The sequence below is a fragment of the Mycobacterium yunnanensis genome (assembly GCF_025823185.1).
In the GTDB taxonomy this organism is placed as follows: Bacteria; Actinomycetota; Actinomycetes; order Mycobacteriales; family Mycobacteriaceae; genus Mycobacterium; species Mycobacterium yunnanensis.
The window spans coordinates 78,253-98,230 of sequence record NZ_JACKVK010000009.1; the positions used below are offsets into that span (position 1 = coordinate 78,253).

The window sequence follows — 19,978 nt, forward strand, 5'->3', positions numbered from 1 at the left end:
TCGGCGGTAGGGTGCGTGCCATGCCGAAGCCGCTGACTCGCCTGCTCCTCCTCGCCGGTGCGGCGGTGACCGCGGTCGCCGTGGTGGGCTGCGACTCCACCCCTGCTCCGTCGGCGGTGCCGGGGACGGCGGCGCCGCGGCAGGTCACCGTGATCGGCGAGGGCAAGGTCGACGGCACGCCCGACACCCTGGTCATCAGCCTCTCGATCGCGGCGACGGCACCGGATGCGATCAGCGCCTCCAACCAGACCAGCAGCCGGGCCAACGCCGTCACCGACGCCATCGCCGCTCAAGGCGTCGACCGCAAGGACATCAGCACCACGACGGTGACGCTGCAGCCCCAGTACGGCGGCGCCGACAACACCACGATCGTCGGCTACCAGTCCAGCAATTCGATCGACGTCAAGGTCCGCAAGATCGAGAACGGGCCGCAGGTTCTTGGCGTCATCACCACCACCGGCGGTGACGCCACCCGCATCAACTCGGTGACGTACTCGATCGAGGACGACTCCCAGCTGGTCAAGGATGCGCGCGGCCGGGCCTTCGACGACGCCAAGAACCGGGCTCAGCAGTACGCCCAGCTCTCGGGTCTGGACCTCGGCAAGGTGCTGTCCATCTCCGAGACCGGCGGCGTGACTCCCCCGCCGCCGTCGCCGGTGCGCTACGACGTGGCGGCCGCCGCGCCGCTGTCACCCGGGCAGCAGACCGTCGGCTTCGCCGTCACCGTGGTCTGGGAGCTGGGCTGACCACGTTGGCCGCTTAGGTCACCGCGGCGATCTGCACGGGAATGCCGCTGAGCACCGCGGTGCCCGAGAGCGGGTCGACGGTCAGTCCGTCGTTGAGCTGGTTGACGTTCACCCCCGGCCGTTCCGCGGCCACCGTGAGCTCGGTGCCACCGACGTCGTGACCCCAGCCGTGGGGCAGCGACACCACGCCGCGCCGGATGCGGTCGGTCACCTCGACGGGGACCACCAGCTCACCGCCGGGCCCCTTGATCCTGGCGTCGGTATCGAGCCCGAGATCGTCGGCGTCGTCGGGATGGATGTGCAGCGTGCACCGGTTGGAGCCGCCGGCCAGCGCGGGCAGGTTGTGCATCCAGCTGTTGTTGGAGCGCAGGTGCCGACGACCGATCAGCACGTACCCGCTCGCGGCGACTGCGTCCGACACCGACGCGCGCAGCCTGGCGGCGTCGGCCACCACCAGCGCCGGGGCGAGTTCGATCTTGCCCGACGGGGTGCGCAGCACCTCCCGAACGCGCGGGCTCAGCGGGCCCAGGTCGACGCCGTGCGGGGCGTCCTTCAGCGCCTGCAGCGTCAGCCCGTCGGGGGTGGCGCCGAATCCGTCGCCGAAGGGGCCGAGCCGCAACATCATGTCCAGGCGCCGTTCGTAACCCGGCCCGGCAGGCAGCATCGCCGTCAGTTCCTCGACCGAGCGGCCCGCGACCGGGGAGTGCGGGTCGGCGACTTCCTTGCCCAGCGTCGCCGCGATCACCTGGTCGTCGACCAGCGACGGGTCGGCGTCCGGTCCGAGCCCGGCGATCGTCAGCGCCAACCGGGAGAGGATCTCCGGCTCGTCGGGTTGGCCGTCGTCGAGCGGCAGCACCGGCGGCGAGTAGCGGGCGTTGTTGCGCACCGCGGCGTTGGCCAGCGCGATGTCGTAGTGGGCGCTGCGTGACGGCGGTGGGGGCGGCAGGATCACGTCGGCGTGCCGCGTGGTCTCGTTGAGGTAGGGGTCGACGCTGAGCATGAAGTCCACGCCGTCGAGCGCGCGGCTCAGCCGGGCTCCGTCGGGAGCCGACAGCACCGGGTTGCCCGCGACGGTGATCACGGCCTTGACCTGACCCTCGCCCGGGGTCTCCAGCTCCTCCGACAGCGCCGTCACGGGCAGCTCGGAGAGCACCTCGGGGAACCCGGAGACCCGGCTGTGCCACCGGCCAACCAGGAAGCCGCGGCCGGGTCGCGGCGGTCGAGGGGCGGCACCGACCGGCGACTGGGGGAACATCACCCCGCCGGGCCGGTCCAGGTTGCCGGTCAGCACGTTGAGCACGTCGACCAGCCAGCTGCCGATCGTGCCGAACTCCACCGTGGAGGTGCCGATCCGGCCGTAGACCGCCGCGACCGGGGCCTCGGCGATCTCCCTGGCGACCGCGCGAATCTCCTCGGCCGCGACGCCGCAGTGCTCGGCGACGTGCTCGGGCGCGAATTCCCTTGCCAGCGCCTGCACTTCGTCGACGCCGTCGACCAAGTCACCCAGCTGCCCGAGGTCGACGAGATCCTCGTCGAAGAGCGTGTGCACCATCGCGAACAGCAGCGCGGCGTCGGTGCCCGGGCGCGGTGAGACGTGGCGGTCGGCCAGCTCGGCGGTGCGCGTACGAGCCGGGTCGATCACCGTCAGGCGACCGCCGCGCTTCTTGAGTGCCCTGAGCTTGCCGCCGAAGTCCGCGGCGGTGGCGATGCTGCCGTTGGACACCAGCGGGTTGGCGCCGATGACGACGAGGTGCTCGGCGCGGTCGAGGTCGGGCACCGTGAACGCCATCGGGTTGCCGAACAACAACCCCAGTGCGACGTGCTTGGGCATCTGGTCCAGCGTGCTGGCCGAGTACACCTGCCGCGTCCCGAGGCCACGGATGATCAGCGGCACGTAGAGGGAGCCGGCGATGGTGTGGGCGTTCGGGTTGCCTGCGTAGACCGCGACCGAGGAGCCGCCGTGCTCGGCCAGCACGGCGCCCAGCCCGGCTGCGGCCGCGGCGAAGGCCTCGTCCCAGCCGACCTCGACCAGTTCGCCGTCGCGGCGCACCAGCGGCGTGGTCAGGCGATCGGGGTCGCCGTCGAGTTCACCGAAGCTCGCACCCTTGGGGCAGATGTAACCCGCACTGAACACGTCCTCGCGGTCGCCGCGCGCGCCGACGATCGTGGCGGCGAGGTCGTCGACCTCCAGGGTCAGACCACAGGTGGCTTCGCAGAACGGGCAGATCCTCAGCGCGGTGCGGGTGTCGACCATTCCTGCATTGTGCGCTGCGAGCCCTAGGGCGTCTCGTAGACCTTCGGATCCAGGGTGCCGATGTACGGCAGATCGCGGTACCGCTCCGCGTAGTCGAGCCCGTAACCGACGACGAATTCGTTGGGGATGTCGAAGCCGCACCAGTCGATGTCGAGGTCGACCCGCACGGCATCGGGTTTGCGCAGCAGCGTGCAGACCTTCAGAGACCGAGGATGTCTGGTGGCGAGATTGCGCAGCAGCCACTTGAGGGTGAGCCCGGAATCGACGATGTCCTCGACGATGAGGACATCACGGTCGTTGATGTCGCGGTCGAGGTCCTTGAGGATGCGCACCACGCCCGAGGAGGACGTCGACGAGCCATACGAGCTGACCGCCATGAACTCGAGTTGCGTGGGCAGCGGGATCGCGCGCGCGAGGTCGGTGACGAACATGACTGCACCCTTGAGCACCGTCACCAGCAGCAGGTCCTGCCCGTTCTCCGTGACCGACTCGCGGTAGTGCTCCCCGAGCAGCGCGCCCAGCTCGGACACCTTCTTCTGAACATCGGCCTCGGCGAGCAGAACCGATTGGATGTCGCCGGGATACGGGTCCGCGGCTGTTGGCTCGGGCACGGCAACAGCGTGCCACGTCACCGCAGCTGCGACCAACTAGACCGGCTCGGTTCGAAGGATGAGCTCACCGCCGCGGCGGTCGGCGAACAGCCGCTGCCGCTGCAACGACGATCCGATTGCCACGCCGCCGCGACCGCGCCAGTCCACGGCGAGGCGGTCCACCGACCGAATCTGGACGTCGGTCAGACCGCTGCCGCCACCGGCGAGCAGCCACTGCCGGATGACGCGGCGGCGCAGCGCAGCGGGCAACCCCGTCAGGGCGGTCACGTCGAGCCGGGAGCCGGCGCCCGTCCCCGTTGCCGCGGTGGCCAACGCGACTGCGGCCAGCTCGTCGAGCGCGTCGGTGTCCTCGCGGAGGCTGGCGGCCGTGCGGACCAGCGCCTCGGCCACGCCGCCGCCGAGCACGTCCTCCAGCAGCGGCAGCACCTCGTGGCGCAGCCGCACGCGGGTGAACCGAGGGTCGTCGTTGTGGGGGTCCTGCCATGGGGTGAGCCCCAACTCCTCGCAGGCCCCGCGGGTGACCGACCGGCCGAGCCCCAGCAATGGCCGGCCCCACGGCGGGTCGTATGCGCGCATGCCGGCGATCGACCGCGCCCCCGACCCCCGGCCCAAGCCGAGCAGCACGGTCTCGGCCTGGTCGTCGCGCGTGTGTCCGATCAGGACGGGAGCGTCGCCGCGCGCGTCCTGCAGCGCGGCGTACCGGGCGGCGCGGGCGGCGGCTTCCGGCCCGCCACTGGCGCCCACCTCGACGCGGATGACGCGGGCGTCGACGCAGCCAAGCCTTCTCGCGTGGTCTCGAGCCGCGCTGGCCACGGTGCCGGACCCGTCCTGCAGGCCGTGGTCGACGACGAGGGCGACCGTCGGCCGCACGCGGACTGCGGCCGCGGTCAGCGCCAAGGAGTCGGCGCCACCGGAGAGGGCAACGCACCAGCTCTCGTCGGCGGCGCAGTGCGTTCGGGCGAACGCCTCGACCGCCGCGCGGACCGTCCCTACAGAACCCGGGCGATCCATCGGTTCGGCTCGTCGACTTCCGTTGGCAGCGGCAGTGTCTCGGGACTCGTCCAGACGGTGTTGAACGCGGCCATCCCGACCTCGCCGACCACGTGGTCGACGAAGGCCTTGCCACGGGTGTACTGGTTCATCTTGGCGTCGAAGCCCATCAGCGTACGCAGGATGCGTTGCAGCGGAGGCTGTTTGCGCTGCCGACGTTCGTTGAACCGCCGGCGGATGGCCGCCACCGAGGGCACCACCTTGGGGCCGACGGCGTCCATCACGTGATCGGCGTGGCCTTCCAGCAACGTGCCGAGGACCAGCAGCTGGTCGAGCGCCTTGCGCTGCGGCTCGGATTGGATGGCACGCAGGAATCCGATCATGCCCTCCGAATTCGGTTGCGCGGCTTGCCCTTCAGATGTGCGTCGGCTGCGGACGAACTCACCGAGGCGCCCGACCACCTGGGTGAGTTCCTGCCCGCTCTCGTCGGTGATGACCGCCAGGGAGGACGACATGTGCTCGGCCAGCCAGGGATTGGCCCGGAACTGGACGCGGTGGGTGACTTCGTGCAGGCACACCCAGAGGCGGAAGTCCGCGGGTGACACCCTCAGCTGACGCTCCACGGCGATCACGTTCGGATAGACCAGCAGCAGCTCGCCGCCGTCTGACGAAAAGGGGTCGTACTGCCCCAGGATCCCCGACGACACGAACGCCAGCACGGCGCCGGTCTGCGCCCCGGTGACCCGTCGGGCGAGGAAGCCACCCGAGCCACCGGAACCCTTGGGCTGACCACTCGTGGTCATGGCGCGCATGGATTCGGTTGCCGCGCGGACCCATTCGGCGCGGTCGACGATGCGGGCGTCGGTGATCGCAGCACCCTCGTTGAGACCCGTCACGTCGCGCACCGGGCCCTCGGCGGCGCGCGCGGAGGTCGCCAACTGGTCGATCGCCTGCCGCTTGGTGTAGTCGGTGACCGGTGGCGCAGGGCGGACCAGCTTGGCCCCGACGGTGGCGGCGAATTCCCAGTCGACGGCGTTGCCGACGGTGACCGCGCTCATCGGTTGCACCCGCAGGACCGCAGCGCCGCGGCCACGGCGTCGATCGCGGTGCGCCCCGTCGGCCCCGCGTCGTTCGAGATCAGTGAGAACGTCAACACCCTGCCACTGTCGTCGGTGACGAAACCCGCCAGCGCGTTGGTGCCGGTGAGCGACCCCGTCTTGGCCCGCAGCAGCCCCAGCGCGTCGCGGCCGGCGTCGGTGTCGGTGAACCGGTTGGACAGCGTGCCGCTGCCGCCGGCGATGGGCAGAAGGTCGACCAGCGGGCGCAGGTCGTGGTCGTCGAGGGTGGTGTTGGCCGCCGCCGCGGAGACCACCTCGTCCAGCGTCTCGGCCGTGAGGCGGTCGTCGACCGACAGCCCGCTGGAGTCTTGCAGCGTCGCGCCGCCGGTGTCCACGCCGGCCTTGGCGAGTTGGCCGAGCACCGCCGACACACCCCCGGTGAAGCTCTGCGGTGTGCCGACCGCGGCGGCCACCTCGCGCCCGGTCGACTCGGCCATCACGTTGTCGGATTCACTCATCATCTGGCGCAGCCGTTCGATCAGTGGCGGGGACTGCACGGCCGCGACTTGCCTGCCCTGCACCGGTGACGTGCGCAGGGTGACGGTCGCCGGGTTCAGGCCCAGCGCGACCGCCAGGGCACGGCCGGCGTCCAGGGCCGGGGTGGTGGAGCGGGCCGAGTCGACGCTCACCGGCTGGGTGCGGCCCCCGTCGAGCATGACCGCCTCCATCGGGGCGATGTCGCCGCCGTCGATGTCGAGCGGATCCCACCCCGGCGCCAGCGTCGGGCCGCTGTAGGCGGTCGCGTCCACTTGTACGACCTTGGGTGCGACGCCGGACGTGCGCACCTGATCGGCGAGGTCGGAGATGCGCGCCGCGCCGCGGTACCAGGGGTCGACGTTCTTGGGTGCGGCAGAGAGCGTCGGGTCCCCACCCCCCACGAGCACCACCACCCCGGGCGACGCGGTCTGGTCGGGTGCGACCACCGTCGTCGTCAGCCGGGCGTCGCGGTCCAGCGTCAGCAGGGCGGCCGCCGCAGTCAGCACCTTGTTGGTCGACGCGGGCTGCATCGGCGTGCCCGCGCCCTGGGCCCACAGTTGCGTGCCCGTCCTAGCGTCGGCGACCCGGCCGGTGAACACGCCCAGATCGGGGTTGGCGACCAGCGGCGCCAAGACCGCCGCGAGCCCGGCGGCCGTCGGCGCGGGCGCCGAGTCGGCGAGTTCGGTCACCGCCGGTGCCGCGGTCGCAGGCGACGGCCGCGGCGCGACGGTGACCGTCGGCTCGGCGGCGGTACTGCCGCGGGACGTGGCCACCGCGGCGACGGCGACCACCACGGCGACCAGAAGCAACACCACGACGCCGACCCACACGTGGGTGGATCGCCGCCACCGAGTGGGCGCCATGGGTCCGATGATCGCTCTCCTGTTTCGGTGGGGCTGCCGCGCAGACCCCACGAGTGCAGGGTATCGCTCGTCTATGGTTGACCCGCGTCGTCACCTGACGACCCCATGACGCTTTGCAGACGAGAAGGAGCCGGCGGTGCAGTTCGACGTCGTCATCGAGATCCCCAAGGGATCGCGCAACAAGTACGAGGTGGACCACGAGACCGGCAGGGTCAAGCTGGACCGCTACCTCTACACGGCGTTCGGTTACCCCGCTGACTACGGCTTCTTCGAGAACACCCTCGGCGAGGACGGCGATCCACTGGACGCCCTGGTGCTGCTGCCCGAGTCCGTCTTTCCCGGCTGCATCGTCGAGGCGCGGCCGGTGGCGATGTTCAAGATGACCGACGAGGCAGGTGGAGACGACAAGCTGCTGTGCGTGCCCGCCGGCGACCCGCGGTGGGACCACGTTCAGGATTTGGCCGACGTGCCGCCGTTCGAGCTCGAGGCGATCAAGCACTTCTTCGTGCACTACAAGGATCTCGAGCCCGGCAAGTTCGTGAAGGCCGCCGACTGGGCGGGCCGCGAGGAGGCCGAGGCCGAGCTGCAGCGGTCGGTGGAGCGGTTCACGTCCGAGGGTCATTAGGACCTGATTTAGCACCGACGTAACACTCGGTAATCTGCTCGTGTCCTAGGGCTTCCATCCTGGGGGTGTGCTGCTACACCAGGGAATCGGCCTCGACGCGTTCAACGCGTTGCCCGAGAGCAAGGCCGTGCACGCGCTGTACGAGTGCTGCAACAGCATGACGTTGGCCCGGCACCTGAGCTACGGTCGGCCCTACCCGATCCACGACAGCCTCTTCCGAAGGGCTGACGCGCTGCTGTTCTCCCTGCCCGAGTCGGCGATCGACCAGATCCTCGACGCCTGCCCCGAGCTCGGGAGTCGGCCGCGCAGTGAGAAGAGCCAGGCCGAACAGTGCGCGCTGTGGCACGACGACGAGGCCGTCATGGCCGAGCTCTCGCAGACCGCCAGAAGGTACGCCGCCAAGTGGGGCTTCGGCTTCGTGATGTACGTGGGGGGTTTGGACGCCCAAGCCGTCCTGGACACGATCGCCGATCGCCTGCAGAACGACGTCGAGACCGAGCGCAAGGTCGTGCGCAACGAGCTGGCGAAGATCAACCGGTCGCGGCTGGAGCGCATGCTCGGCCCGGAGGGCGGCTACCAGAATTGGTAGCGGGGCCGCTCACTAGGGTTGTACCCCGTGAGCATCCCGCCTGAGAAGACCCGGAAGCATTCGCACTTCCTCTCCCTGCCAGATCTGGCCGCCCGACCGGCAGGCGGCGCCGTGGTGTGGGCCAACGACGAACTGTTCGCCGAGCGGGAGAACCTGATCAAGCCACGGCCGGCCGAGTTCCGGCCCGCCACCTTCGGGCACAAGGGACAGGTGTACGACGGGTGGGAGACGCGCCGCCGGCGTGACCTGCATCCGGATGCCCACGACGCCGCGATCGTGCGGCTGGGCGTGCCCGGCATCGTTCGCGGCGTGGTGGTCGACACCGCCTGGTTCACCGGCAACTACCCGCCCACCATCTCCGTGGAGGGGGCCTTCGTGGCGGGCTACCCCTCGGTCGACGAGCTGGTCGAGGGCACCGACTGGACGACGCTGGTCGACCGCTCGGGGGTCAACGGCGACACCCACAACCCCTTCGCGGTCGACTCGTCACGACGGTGGTCGCACGTGCGCCTGTCGATCTACCCCGATGGCGGCGTGGCCCGGTTCCGCGTGCACGGCGAGGGGCTGCTGGATCCGGACTTCGCCGAGGGCATGACGATCGACCTGGCGGCATTGGAGAACGGCGGGCGAATCACCGCCTGCTCCAACATGTTCTACAGCTCCCCGAACAATCTCCTACTCCCCGGCAACGCCAAGACGATGGGCGACGGATGGGAGACCTCGCGTCGGCGGGACACCGGAAACGACTGGGTGCAGGTGCACCTGGCGGGCCGCGGCACGCTGCGGGTGGCCGAGCTGGACACCTCGTACTTCCTGGGCAACGCGCCAGGGGTGGGCAGGCTCTCCGGACGTGACGGCGACGGCGACTGGTTCGAGATCATGCCGGCCGCCGAGCTGCGGCCAGACACCCGACACCGCTTCCTGATCGCCGACGACCGGCCGGTCACCGAGGCGCGGCTCGACGTCTACCCCGACGGCGGCATGGCGCGGGTGCGGCTGTTCGGCACTCTGACCGACGACGGTCTGCAGCAGATCCGCGACGACTGGGCGGCCAGCGCCTAAGGTTCGGCCCTCAGAAGGCCCAGGTGCCGAAGCGGCCCCAGGCCACGACGATCGCCACCACCAGGAGCGCTACGGCGGGAAGCGCACCGGTGACCTCCTTGCGGCGCAGGTGGAAGACGACGGCGCCGGCCATCACGACGGCGACTCCGGTGGCGGCCCACGGGACGAGCACGGGCGCGACGTTCACGAGAGCGGGGACGACGAGCCCGATGCCGCCGAGCACCTCGAGGGCACCGATGCCCTTGATGGCCCCGGCAGGGAGCTCGCCGAGTTCCATTCCCTTGTCGGGTAATTGGTCCTTGGGCGTGATCAGCTTGAGCGACCCGGCGCCCACCATGGCCAGAGCCAAGATCCCGGCGAGTATCCACAACACGACGTTCATGACCATCCCTCATCTCGTGTGACTTGACGCTTCAACCAACGATAGATCCGATGACTTGAAGCGTCAACTCAATTGTCCTAACCTCGTCCCATGGGCGACGCCATCAGCACCGGAGGAGACGAGCCTCGCTGGCTCGATCGCGACGAGCTCCGCGCGTGGATGGCGTTGATGCAAGTGCTAGTGGCGCTGCCCGCCAAGCTCGACGCCCAGCTGCGCAGCGACTCTCACCTGCGGCTGTACGAATATCACGTCCTGGCAGCGCTTTCCGATCAACCCACCAGGTCGATCGGCATGAAGGCACTGTCGGTCGTGACCAACGGTTCCATGTCGCGCCTCTCGCACGTGGTGTCACGACTGGAGGGCCGCGGGTGGGTGGAGCGCAGGCCGCACCCGACCGACGGCCGGCTCACCGAGGCGCATCTGACCGACGAGGGCTTCCGTACGATCGCCGACGCCGCCCCGGCGCACGTCGCATCGGCCCGCGCGCTGGTCATCGATCGCCTTACGCCGGAACAAGTTTCGCAACTCGGCGCCATCTGCGAGAGCATCGGCGCGGGACTCGACGACGGAATGTCAGGGCTGATGGCCGACTGCGGCGGAGGCGAGACCGGCCAGGTGCCGCCCGATCGGTAACGCGGCGGTCGCGGCCGGCGACGGCGAGTTCAGCACGTGGATCATGCGGTCGGTCCGCTCGACGACGAAGTCGTGGACCAACGTGCCGTCGCGGCGAACGGCCTGCGCGCGGATGCCCGCCTCGTGGGGTAGCAGGTCGGAGACGGTCAATTCCGGTGCGTACTTCCGACATTCGCGCAGATACCGCCGCATGAACAAAGAGTTGCCGACCTCCCTGACGCCGAGCCTCGCATTGGCTCGCGCCACGCGCCAGAGCCCGGGGAACCTCGCCATCCGCGCGACGTCGCGGGCGTCGACCGAGAACTTCGGGTAGCCCTCGCGGGACAGCCCGAGCACGGCGCTCGGCCCTACGGTGATGTCACCGGAGATGGTGGGGCTGAGGTGCACCCCGAGGAACGGGAGTTCCGGGTCGGGCACCGGATAGATCAGGCGCCGCACGAATCCCGCTCGCCAGCGCGGCAGTTGGAAGTACTCGCCGCGAAACGGCACGATCTGCACGTCCACCGTCAGGCCCGCCATCTCGGCGAGCCGGTCGGCCTGCAACCCGCCGCACACCACCAGACGGTCGCACGTCAGCGTCGTCGACCGCGTCGACACCGTCACTCCCCCAGCGGTTTCGGCGATCGCGACGACCCGCTGGTCGGTCAGTACGCTCGCCCCCGCGGCACGGATCAAATCGGCGATCGTCGTCGACACCAACCGGTAGTCGACGATGCCGGTTCGCGGCAGGTGCAGAGCACTGAGCCCGGTGACGTTGGGCTCGAGGTCGGCGAGCTCCTCGCGGCCGATCCGGCGGCAGTCGATGCCGTTGACCGCGGCCCGCTCCTCGAGCGCCGCCATCCGCGACACCTCGTCGGGCGTCGTCGCGACGATGAGCTTCCCACATTCGTCGAACGGGATGCCGTGACGGCGACAGAACTCCTTGGTGGCCCGTTCGCCCGCCTTGCAGAAGGTCGCCTTGAGGCTTCCTGGCTCGTAGTAGATGCCCGAGTGGATGACTCCGCTGTTGTGCCCGGTCTGGTGGGCGGCGACCGACGGTGCGGCGTCGAGGACGACGACCGTGGCGTCGGGTTCGGCGGCCAGGAGGTGATGCGCGGTGGACAGCCCAACGATGCCGGCGCCTATGACGCAGTAGCGATACCGAGTCATGTTCGGCGGCCCGTCAGACCTGTGCGGGCTTCTTCTTGGAGCGAATGCGCTTGGCGTAGTTCATGGCCGGCTTTTCGATCAGGTAGTAGGTGACGGCGCCGGCGAGGATGGTGACGGCCAGCGCAAGCACGATGTTCCGGAGCATCCCCGGCAGCGTGTCACCGGCCATCCAACCGATCCGGCCGAGCATCAGCAGCACAGGAAAGTGCCACAGGTAGGCCGACAACGAGATCTCGCCGACGAACCGAATCGGCCGGAAGTCCAGCGCGCTCGCCAACCGAGACTTCTGGTGGCGCGCCAGCGGTGCCACGATGACGAGGATCATCAAGGCCGCGATGACGGCGACGCCAGCGGTGACGAACTGGCTGGCGAACACCAGCAGGACTCCGCAGCCCAGCAGCACCGGCAGGATCGCCAGGGTGCTCAGCATGCGGACGCGGCGGCTCAGCCGCTCGGGCACGTCACCCCGCTCGATCGCGACGAAGGTGACGGCGGCCAGCATGCCGAGGGCGAAGTTGTCGGCGTTGGTCAGGAAGCTCTTGGTGTAGACCGCGGCCCAGTTGGGTCCCCAGTTCAGCAGCATGAAGTCAGTGGTGCCGGCGTGGGCGAACACCACCGGGATGAGCGCCCGGCCGACGAGCCCCACGACGAGCAGGAACAACGGCACCCAGGTGGCCATCGCCAGCGGGCTCACAGACAGTCGCTTGCGGAGGGCGAAGACGACGTAGAAGAGCATGGGCAGCGTTGCGTAGAACGCGTACTCCAGCGTCAGCGACCAGGACGGGTTGATGCCCGTCTGGATGTAGGCCGGGAAGTAGGACTGCGTCAGCGTGAGGTTCGCGATGAGCATCCCCGGATCGGTGATCATTCCGGTGCCGTCTTCGGTGCCAAGGGGCTGCAGCGCGGGGTTCTGCACGTAGGACACCTGCAGCACGAAGTTCACGAACAAGAAGATCAGCACGTAGGCGGGCATGATCCGCGCCAGACGGTGCACCGCGTAATCGGTGACGTTGGGCAGCGTGGCCGCCGCGCGCTCCTTGAACAGGTTGCGGATGAACGGCAGTGACAGCAGGAAACCGCTGAGCACGAAGAAGTAGACGAGGGAGAATCCGAAGACGTTCGTCTGCCAGGTGGCCGCGGTCTTCGGCGAGTAGTGCCCCGTGATGTGGGTGATGGCGATGCTCAGGCACAGCAGTCCGCGGACGCCGTCGAGGCCGATGATGCGCGCCCGGCGCGGCCGGGTCGACGCCGGTTCAGGGGTGCCTGGGGTGGGCGTGGCACTGGTCACGTCCTGCGACATCGGATCTCCAAACCTGATCGCTCGGTCCCCGCCATTGTCCACCCACCGGACGCCGCGGTGGCGTCGCCCCGGGTGGGAGCCGTCGGAAAATGGCGGAGCGGAACCTGGGGGGCGGTTCCGGCCAGTCGACCGCAAAAGGATAGCTTGGCCGCCGTCGATATGCATATCACCTCGCATAACGACAGGCAGCGGGATTGCTGGCCGTCCCCTGCCACGTCGGGAGGCGTTTGCTCAGGGCTACCCGTGGACGACGTTCAACAGCGGCTCGCCGCGAGCCAGCCGCCCGATGTTGGCGGCAACGTCGTCGGATCGACCTCGGAACGTGTCCGAGGTGACGCCGGAGGAATGCGGTGTCATCAGCACGTTGGCAAGCTCGTGGAACGGCAGCTCGCTGGGGGTCGACTGACCGTCCGGCGTCGGGTAGCGGTACCAGACGTCGACTGCGGCTGCCCGCAGGACGCCGTCGCGCAGCGCCTCGTAGAGGGCCCGTTCGTCGACCAGCGGCCCGCGGCCCACGTTGATCAGCACCCCGTCCGGGCCAATGGCCCGCAGTTCCCGGCGGCCGATCAGCCCCTCGGTGGCCGGCGTCAGCGGCGCCGAGAGCACGACGACGTCGGACTCGGCGAGCAGCTCGTCGAGCCTCGAGACGTCCCCCGCCCACGCCAGCCCGTGCGCCGCGGCATCCACCCGACCGGATCCCGTCACGGCCGCACCGCGGGAGCCGAGCATGCGGAACGATTCCCAGGCGCGCTGCCCGATGTGACCGAACCCGACGAAGCCCACCCGCGCGTCACCCACGGTGGGCAGTTGGCCGATGGAGTCGTCGTACACCGACGTCGCCCACACGCCGCGACGTAGCGCCCGATCCTGGGCCAGGAAGTCGCGGCGCAGCACGACCGCCGCGGCGAGCACGTGCTCCGCGATGGAGCGCTCGTGGTGGAACGTGTTCGCGACCCGGACGCCCGGCGCCACTGCGTCGAGGTCGACCTTGTCGACGCCCGCGCCGACGACGTGGATCAGCCGCAACTTCTCGGCCGCGTCCGCCATCGCCTTGGTGAACCTGCTGCCGACGTAGACCTCGACGTCGCGCAGGTCCTCGACGAGGGTCAGCGGGTCACGCCCGGCGCGCCACAGCACCTCCACGCCGGACGGGAGGGCCGCGGTGAACCGATCCCGGTGCGGGGCCAGATTGGCGTCGGCCAGCAATACCTTCATCGGTCAGTTCCGTTGCAGAGCGGGTCGTTTGGGATCGAACGCCCACCCTGGGCTCAGGTACTGCATCGCGACGGAGTCGTCCCGCGCGCCAAGCCCCTCGGTCAGGTAGAGCTGGTGGGCGGCGGCCACCTCGTCCTCGTCGAGCTCGACTCCGAGCCCGGGTGCGTCCGGCACGTCGAGGTACCCGTCGACGATCTGGAAGGGCCGCTTGGTGATCCGCTGCCCGTCCTGCCAGATCCAGTGGGTGTCGATGGCGGTCACCTCTCCTGGCGCGGCGGCTGCAACGTGGGTGAACATCGCCAGCGACACGTCGAAGTGGTTGTTGGAGTGCGATCCCCACGTCAAGCCCCACGCGTCGCAGAGCTGCGCGACGCGTACCGAACCCGCCATGGTCCAGAAGTGCGGATCGGCCAGCGGGATGTCGACGGCGCCGGCCCGGATCGCATGTCCGAGCTCACGCCAGTCGGTGGCGATCATGTTGGTGGCGGTGCGCAATCCGGTGGCGCGCTTGAACTCGGCCATCACCTCGCGGCCGGAGAAGACACCCTCGGGGCCCACCGGATCCTCGGCGTAGGCCAGCACGCCGTCGAGTTCGCGGCATGTGCGCACGGCGTCGTCGAGCAACCAACCACCGTTGGGATCCAAGGTGATTCGCGCGTCGGGGAACCGGTCGGCTAGTGCGATCACGGCCTTGGCCTCGTCCGGGGCGGGCAGCACGCCACCCTTGAGCTTGAAGTCGCGGAACCCGTAGCGATCGCGGGCCGCCTCGGCCAGCCGGACGATCGCGTCGGGCGTCATCGCTTCGTCGTGACGTAGGCGCTGCCATTCGTCGGCGTCGGCGGATTCGTCCGACGGCGACCGGTAGGCCAGGTCGGTCTTGGTGCGGTCGCCGACGAAGAAGAGGTAGCCCAGTGCCTGCACGCGCCGACGCTGCTGCCCCTCCCCGAGAAGTGCTGCGACGGGCACCTCGAGGTGTTGGCCGAGGAGGTCGAGCAACGCCGACTCCACGGCGGTCACCGCGTGCACGGTGACCCGCAGGTCGAAGGTCTGCTGGCCGCGTCCCCCCGCATCCCGCGCGGCGAACGTGCGGCGAATGTCGGCCAGGACGGCGTGGTGCTCACCGATGCTGCGTCCCTCGACGATGAGTCGGGCGTCTTCCAGAGTGCGACGAATTGGTTCGCCGCCGGGCACCTCGCCAACCCCGACGTTGCCGTCGGAATCGTTGAGGATCAGCAGGTTTCGGGTGAAGAACGGGCCGTGGGCTCCGCTGAGGTTGAGGAGCATGCCGTCGTGACCGGCGATGGGCACCACTCTCATGGCGGTGACGACGGGGGTGCGCGACGGCCTCATGCGGCCAGCCTACAAACGGCCGTCGACACCCGTCCAACACTGTTATCGCATGGATTGATGCTCGACGTGGATGTCATTGCGCGAACCACTTGTCGCCGTTGGCGACTGGGCGCAGCACCCGGGTCACCTTGTCACCGACGGCACACAGAGCCTCGACGATCAGCCGTTCGCGCTCAGGGGTCAACCGGGACACGGGTACCGAGGCGCTGATCGCGTCCTGGGCGGGCCTGCGGTATCCCAGCGCCACCGCGAAGCACCGCACCCCGTCGGTGTTCTCCTGGTCGTCGGTCGCGTAGCCGCGGATGCGGGCCGTCTCCAGTTGCTCGGAGAGCACGTCGCGGTCGGTCGTGGTGTGCGGGGTGATCGCCGTCAGCACGTCAGGCACGTGCCGGTCCCGCTCGCTGCCAAAACGGTCGGCCAGCAACGCCTTTCCCAATGCCGTGGCGTGGGCGGGCAGTCGGCGACCCACCCGGCTCGCCGTCCGTCGATACTGCCGGGATTCCCTGGTGGCGAGGTAGACCACGTCGAGGCCGTCCAACCGGCCCAGGTGGAAGGTCTCGTCGAGCTCGTGACGAAGGTCGTCGAGAAACGGCGCGATCGTCGACAAGTACGGATCGCCGTCCAGATAGCTGGTGCCGACCAGTAACGCGCGGACTCCGATGCCGTACAGAGTGCCGGTCTCATCCGATCGCACCCAGCCCTGTGTCATCAAGGTCCGCAACAGTGCATGGGCACTGCTGCGGGGCATGTCCAGTGCGTCGCTGATCTCCCTGATCCGCGCGGGTCGGTCAGGCCGGGCGGCCAAATATTCGAGGAGTTCGACGGTGCGTACGGCGGACTTCACCTTGCGCACGGCGACGTCGGACTGATCGTTGGCGGTCATGACACTCCCACCTCGTGGACGATGAGGGCGGCGGCACCGGCGAGCGACATGCCGATCGCCGTCCACCGCTGCCGGGCCGGGTTGAGCCAGCCGTTGACGTATCGGGACAGGACGTATCCGCCGACGATCGCGGGGATCAACATCGCGAAGGTGCGAACGGTGTCGGCGTGCACGGCCCCCGTCACGGTGAGTACCGCGATGGACAGGATCGACCCGACGAGGAAGAAGCCGCTCATGGTTCCCCTGAGCGCGGGGCCCGAATTGCCTTGCCACACCAGGGCCATGGGCGGCCCGCCGATCGCGGTGGCCGTCCCGAGCACCCCCGACGTCGCGCCGGCGAGCATCAGGTTGCGCGGCCGCGGCACCGGCACCCAGCCGAGGCTGGTCAAGGCGACGCCGAAGAGCACGACGCAACCGATCAAGATGGCCAGTGCGCGTTCGGGTATGGCGAGCAGCAGCAGCCCGCCCAGTACGGTTCCCGGCACCCGGCCCACCAAGGCCCAACCCGTGCCGGAGAAGTCGATCGCGGTGCGTTCCCGCACCGCCACGGCCAGCGTCACGGCGGCCGCGAGCATGATCAGCGTGCCAGGTATCAGGGTCGGGTCGACGATCGCCACGATCGGTGCGGCCAGCATGCCCATGCCGAACCCGATCGACGCCTGTAGACACGAGGCGAAGAGAACGGCGACCGACACCACCGCGAAACCCGAACCACTCACGCGCTGGCCGACAGTGCGGGTTCACCGACCAGTGGGTGATGGCATTCGGCGCCGTGGGTGACGGACTGTGGGTCGACCGCCAGCGGGGGCCGCTCCGTGGCGCACACGTCGGTCGCCTTCCAGCATCGAGTCCGGAAACGGCATCCCGACGGCGGATTCAGCGGCGAGGGCACCTCACCCTTGAGGAGGATGCGCTCCTTGCGGTGCGACGCGTCGAGTGTGGGTGCCGCCGACATCAGGGCGGCGGTGTACGGGTGGCTTGGCGAGTCGAACACCGCGTCGGTGGGTCCGGATTCGACGATGCGGCCGAGGTACATCACGGCCACGCGGTCGGCGACGTGGCGCACGACCGAAAGATCGTGCGAGATGAACACATACGAGATGCCCAGTTCCCGCTGCAGATCGTTGAGCAGGTTGAGCACCTGCGCCTGCACCGAGAGGTCCAGCGCCGAGACCGGCTCGTCGCAGATGACGACGTCGGGGTCCAATGCCAGGGCACGAGCGATGCCGATGCGCTGGCGCTGGCCGCCGGAGAACTCCTGCGGGTACTTGTTCGCGGCCTTCGCGCCCAGCCCGACCAGATCCAGTAGTTCGCGCACCCTGGCGTCGCGCTCACCCCGGGACGAGTACATCGCCTCGTGGGTGCGCCACGGCTCGGCGACGAGGTCCGCGGCACTCATCCTGGAATTCAGCGACGCGTAGGGGTCCTGGAACACCATCTGCACACGACGCCGAAACGTCAGCAGTTCCTTGCCACGCAGGGTGAACGGGTCGACCCCGTCGAAGGAGACGCTGCCCGAATCGGGACGTTCGAGCATCATCAGGGTTCGGGCCAACGTCGACTTGCCGCATCCGGATTCACCGACCAGACCGAGGGTCTCACCCCGGCCGACCTCCAGGGTGATGCCGTCCAGGGCCGTGAGCCCCGACTTGCTCCCCGGCACCCGGAAGGTCTTGCGGAGGTCACGGACCTGGAGCAGTTGATCAGACACTGACGACCTCCTGAGGGAAGTGGCACGCGGACCGGTGTCCGTCGCCGACGACGGCGAGAATGGGCTTCGACGTGCGGCACACGTCGGCGACCAGCGGGCAGCGGTCCTGGTAGGCGCAGCCCTTCGGGATGGAGTGCAGATCGGGCGGGGAACCTCCGATCGACTTGAGCTCGTCACCGCGAACCGCGTTGACGGGCACCGAGTCCAGCAGCCCACGGGTGTAGGGGTGCCGTGGGTTGGCGAACACCTCTGCCACCAAGCCGGTTTCGACGACGTTGCCGGCGTACATGACGGCGACCCGGTCGGCCTCCTCGGCCACGAGCGCCAGGTCGTGGGTGATCAGCACGACCGCCATGTCGTACTCGCTGCGCAAGCTGCGCAGCAACGCCATGATCTGCGCCTGCACCGTCACGTCGAGCGCCGTGGTCGGTTCGTCGGCGATTAGCACCCGTGGGTTGAGCGCCACCGCCATCGCGATCAGCAGACGCTGCCGCATGCCGCCGGAGAATTGGTGCGGGTAGGAGTCCAGCCGCGTCTCCGGCTGCGGAATGCCGACGCGCGCCATCAATTTAACCGCCTTGGCCTTCGCCTCGCGGGCCTTCATGCCGTGGTGGATTTGGAACGGTTCGGCGAGCTGCGTGCCGACGGTGTAGAGCGGGTTGAGCGCGGTCAGCGCGTCCTGGAAGACGATCGCCAGCTCGGTGCCCGCCAGCTTGCGGCGGGTCTTGCGGTCGACGGCCAGCAGGTCGGCGACGCCGTCGCGGCCGGTGAGTTCGGCCCGTCCTGCCGTCACCTCGGCGACGGGTTCGAGCAGGCCGACCAGCGCGGTGGCGGTCATCGACTTCCCGCAGCCGGACTCGCCGAGCAACGCCAGCGTCTCGCCTCGCCGCGCCTCGAAGGTCACCCCGTCGACGGCGCGCACGGTGCCGCTGATGGTGCGAATGTCCACGGTGAGGCCGTCCACCCGCAGGGCCGGATCGGCGTCGACGACGTCGGAGGACGGATGTTCTGCGATCGCGGTCATGGGAGTGCCTTTGCGGTCTTGGCGAAGCGGGACAGGCGTTTCTGCGGAACGGTGAGGCGCCACCGCTGACCGGGGTCGGTCGCGATGCGGGCCCACGCGGCCAGGATCGTCGCCGACACGGTGGTGATGACGATGGCCAGGCCCGGGAAGAACGACAGCCACCAGGCCGAGTTCAGGTAGGTGCGCCCTTGGGAGACCATCAGGCCCCAGCTGACGTCGGGCGGCTGGATGCCGATGCCGAGGAAGCTCAGGGAGCTCTCCGCCAGCATGACGTAGCAGAAGTCCAGCGTCGCGACGGTCAGCAGCGTCGGCAGGACGATCGGCAGTACGTGCCGGCCGATGATCGACGAGGCGCTGGCGCCGAAGGTGCGGGCCGCGTCGACGAAGAGCCGGCTCTGCAATTCGGCCGACTCGGCGCGCGCCGTGCGTAGGTAGACCGGGATGCGAGTGAGGGCAAGCACCGCAACGATGTTCGCGGCACTGGGTGAGAAGACGTAGAGCACGACCACGGCAAGCAACAGCGAGGGAAAGCTCATGATGACGTCGGCCACGCGCATGGCGACCGTCTCCCGCCAGCCCCGGTAGTAGCCGGCCCACATGCCGATCAGCGAGCCAACGACCGCCGAGATCACGACTGCCGGAATGGCCACCGACAGGGTGGTCCGGCTCGCGACGATCAGGCGAGCCAGCATGCTGCGTCCCAGCGGGTCGGTGCCGAGCACGTTGGCCCACCCGTGCGCGAGGGTGAACGGTGCCTGATTGGAGTTGTCCAGGTCGATGGTCGTGGCGACGTGGCCCAGCAGCATCGGCCCGAACAAGGCGGTCAGGAACACCAGCGCCAGTACCACCGCCGCGCACGCGCCGACGCGGTCGTTGGCCAGCAGCCGGAACCACACCGCCCGCCCGGGCTTCTTGGCCTTACCCTCACCGGCCTCGCCGACGATCGCGGTCGTCGGCTTGACGGGAACCAGGTCGAGTTGAGTACTCATCGCGTGA

20 protein-coding genes are annotated in these 19,978 nt (G+C 69.4%); 5 read left to right on the forward strand and 15 right to left on the reverse strand.

Going from position 1 to position 19,978, the window contains the following annotated elements:
- The first annotated feature begins 20 nt into the window (after positions 1 to 20).
- On the forward strand, positions 21 to 746 hold the full coding sequence (locus tag H7K45_RS17305; protein ID WP_263997126.1) for an SIMPL domain-containing protein: 726 nt from the start codon (positions 21 to 23) through the stop codon (positions 744 to 746).
- Between the two features lie 13 nt (positions 747 to 759).
- On the opposite strand, the gene H7K45_RS17310 is transcribed toward H7K45_RS17305, so the two are convergent.
- Genes H7K45_RS17310 through dacB form a run of 5 tightly spaced genes read right to left on the reverse strand, consistent with a single transcriptional unit; the run spans position 760 to position 7,059 of the window.
- Positions 760 to 3,000 (reverse strand): molybdopterin-dependent oxidoreductase, encoded by a 2,241-nt coding sequence (locus H7K45_RS17310; protein WP_263997128.1) that lies wholly within the window; start codon positions 2,998 to 3,000, stop codon positions 760 to 762.
- Positions 3,001 to 3,023: 23 nt separating this feature from the next.
- Positions 3,024 to 3,611, reverse strand: a complete 588-nt coding sequence (gene hpt / locus H7K45_RS17315; protein WP_263997129.1) for a hypoxanthine phosphoribosyltransferase — start codon at positions 3,609 to 3,611, stop codon at positions 3,024 to 3,026.
- 36 nt (positions 3,612 to 3,647) lie between these two features.
- The gene (gene tilS, locus H7K45_RS17320; RefSeq protein WP_263997130.1) at positions 3,648 to 4,622 is read right to left on the reverse strand and encodes a tRNA lysidine(34) synthetase TilS; all 975 of its coding nucleotides are present in this window, start codon (positions 4,620 to 4,622) and stop codon (positions 3,648 to 3,650) included.
- Positions 4,601 to 5,659: an Rv3626c family coenzyme F420 biosynthesis-associated protein gene (locus H7K45_RS17325; RefSeq protein WP_263997131.1), complete on the reverse strand. Its 1,059-nt coding sequence runs from the start codon at positions 5,657 to 5,659 to the stop codon at positions 4,601 to 4,603. Before H7K45_RS17325 ends, tilS begins: the two co-directional genes overlap by 22 nt.
- The gene (gene dacB / locus H7K45_RS17330) at positions 5,656 to 7,059 is read right to left on the reverse strand and encodes a D-alanyl-D-alanine carboxypeptidase/D-alanyl-D-alanine endopeptidase (protein WP_263997132.1); all 1,404 of its coding nucleotides are present in this window, start codon (positions 7,057 to 7,059) and stop codon (positions 5,656 to 5,658) included. Before dacB ends, H7K45_RS17325 begins: the two co-directional genes overlap by 4 nt.
- A 136-nt stretch (positions 7,060 to 7,195) precedes the next feature.
- Between dacB and H7K45_RS17335 the strand changes: the two genes are divergently transcribed.
- From H7K45_RS17335 to alc, 3 genes are all read left to right on the forward strand, one after another.
- Entirely contained in the window at positions 7,196 to 7,684 is a 489-nt protein-coding gene (locus tag H7K45_RS17335) for an inorganic diphosphatase (protein ID WP_263997133.1), read from the forward strand.
- A gap of 67 nt (positions 7,685 to 7,751) precedes the next feature.
- Complete coding sequence (locus tag H7K45_RS17340) at positions 7,752 to 8,273, forward strand: 2-oxo-4-hydroxy-4-carboxy-5-ureidoimidazoline decarboxylase (protein ID WP_263997134.1); 522 nt, start codon at positions 7,752 to 7,754, stop codon at positions 8,271 to 8,273.
- A gap of 18 nt (positions 8,274 to 8,291) precedes the next feature.
- Positions 8,292 to 9,335, forward strand: coding sequence for an allantoicase (gene alc / locus H7K45_RS17345; protein WP_372512570.1), 1,044 nt, complete (start codon positions 8,292 to 8,294; stop codon positions 9,333 to 9,335).
- 10 nt (positions 9,336 to 9,345) lie between these two features.
- Here alc and H7K45_RS17350 read toward each other — a convergent pair whose 3' ends face one another.
- The gene (locus H7K45_RS17350) at positions 9,346 to 9,717 is read right to left on the reverse strand and encodes a DoxX family protein (RefSeq protein WP_263997135.1); all 372 of its coding nucleotides are present in this window, start codon (positions 9,715 to 9,717) and stop codon (positions 9,346 to 9,348) included.
- 90 nt (positions 9,718 to 9,807) lie between these two features.
- Here H7K45_RS17350 and H7K45_RS17355 point away from each other — a divergent pair, with 90 nt between their 5' ends.
- Positions 9,808 to 10,350 (forward strand): MarR family winged helix-turn-helix transcriptional regulator, encoded by a 543-nt coding sequence (locus H7K45_RS17355; protein WP_263997136.1) that lies wholly within the window; start codon positions 9,808 to 9,810, stop codon positions 10,348 to 10,350.
- Here the strand turns inward: H7K45_RS17355 and lhgD are convergent.
- From lhgD to H7K45_RS17400, 9 genes are all read right to left on the reverse strand, one after another.
- Positions 10,291 to 11,499, reverse strand: coding sequence for an L-2-hydroxyglutarate dehydrogenase (gene lhgD / locus H7K45_RS17360; protein ID WP_263997137.1), 1,209 nt, complete (start codon positions 11,497 to 11,499; stop codon positions 10,291 to 10,293). The two genes, H7K45_RS17355 and lhgD, sit on opposite strands and share 60 nt — an antisense overlap.
- Before the next feature lie 13 nt (positions 11,500 to 11,512).
- Positions 11,513 to 12,799, reverse strand: a complete 1,287-nt coding sequence (locus H7K45_RS17365) for an acyltransferase family protein (protein WP_263997138.1) — start codon at positions 12,797 to 12,799, stop codon at positions 11,513 to 11,515.
- Between the two features lie 237 nt (positions 12,800 to 13,036).
- Positions 13,037 to 14,014: a 2-hydroxyacid dehydrogenase gene (locus tag H7K45_RS17370; RefSeq protein WP_263997139.1), complete on the reverse strand. Its 978-nt coding sequence runs from the start codon at positions 14,012 to 14,014 to the stop codon at positions 13,037 to 13,039.
- Between the two features lie 3 nt (positions 14,015 to 14,017).
- Entirely contained in the window at positions 14,018 to 15,364 is a 1,347-nt protein-coding gene (locus H7K45_RS17375; RefSeq protein ID WP_263997140.1) for an enolase C-terminal domain-like protein, read from the reverse strand.
- Positions 15,365 to 15,437: 73 nt separating this feature from the next.
- Positions 15,438 to 16,247: an IclR family transcriptional regulator gene (locus H7K45_RS17380; protein WP_263997141.1), complete on the reverse strand. Its 810-nt coding sequence runs from the start codon at positions 16,245 to 16,247 to the stop codon at positions 15,438 to 15,440.
- Complete coding sequence (locus tag H7K45_RS17385) at positions 16,244 to 16,966, reverse strand: sulfite exporter TauE/SafE family protein (RefSeq protein ID WP_263997142.1); 723 nt, start codon at positions 16,964 to 16,966, stop codon at positions 16,244 to 16,246. Before H7K45_RS17385 ends, H7K45_RS17380 begins: the two co-directional genes overlap by 4 nt.
- Positions 16,963 to 17,958, reverse strand: coding sequence for an ABC transporter ATP-binding protein (locus tag H7K45_RS17390; RefSeq protein WP_263997143.1), 996 nt, complete (start codon positions 17,956 to 17,958; stop codon positions 16,963 to 16,965). Before H7K45_RS17390 ends, H7K45_RS17385 begins: the two co-directional genes overlap by 4 nt.
- Entirely contained in the window at positions 17,951 to 18,982 is a 1,032-nt protein-coding gene (locus H7K45_RS17395) for an ABC transporter ATP-binding protein (RefSeq protein WP_263997144.1), read from the reverse strand. The genes H7K45_RS17390 and H7K45_RS17395 overlap by 8 nt, the downstream gene beginning before the upstream one ends.
- Entirely contained in the window at positions 18,979 to 19,971 is a 993-nt protein-coding gene (locus H7K45_RS17400) for an ABC transporter permease (RefSeq protein WP_263997145.1), read from the reverse strand. The genes H7K45_RS17395 and H7K45_RS17400 overlap by 4 nt, the downstream gene beginning before the upstream one ends.
- Between the last annotated feature and the right edge of the window lie 7 nt (positions 19,972 to 19,978).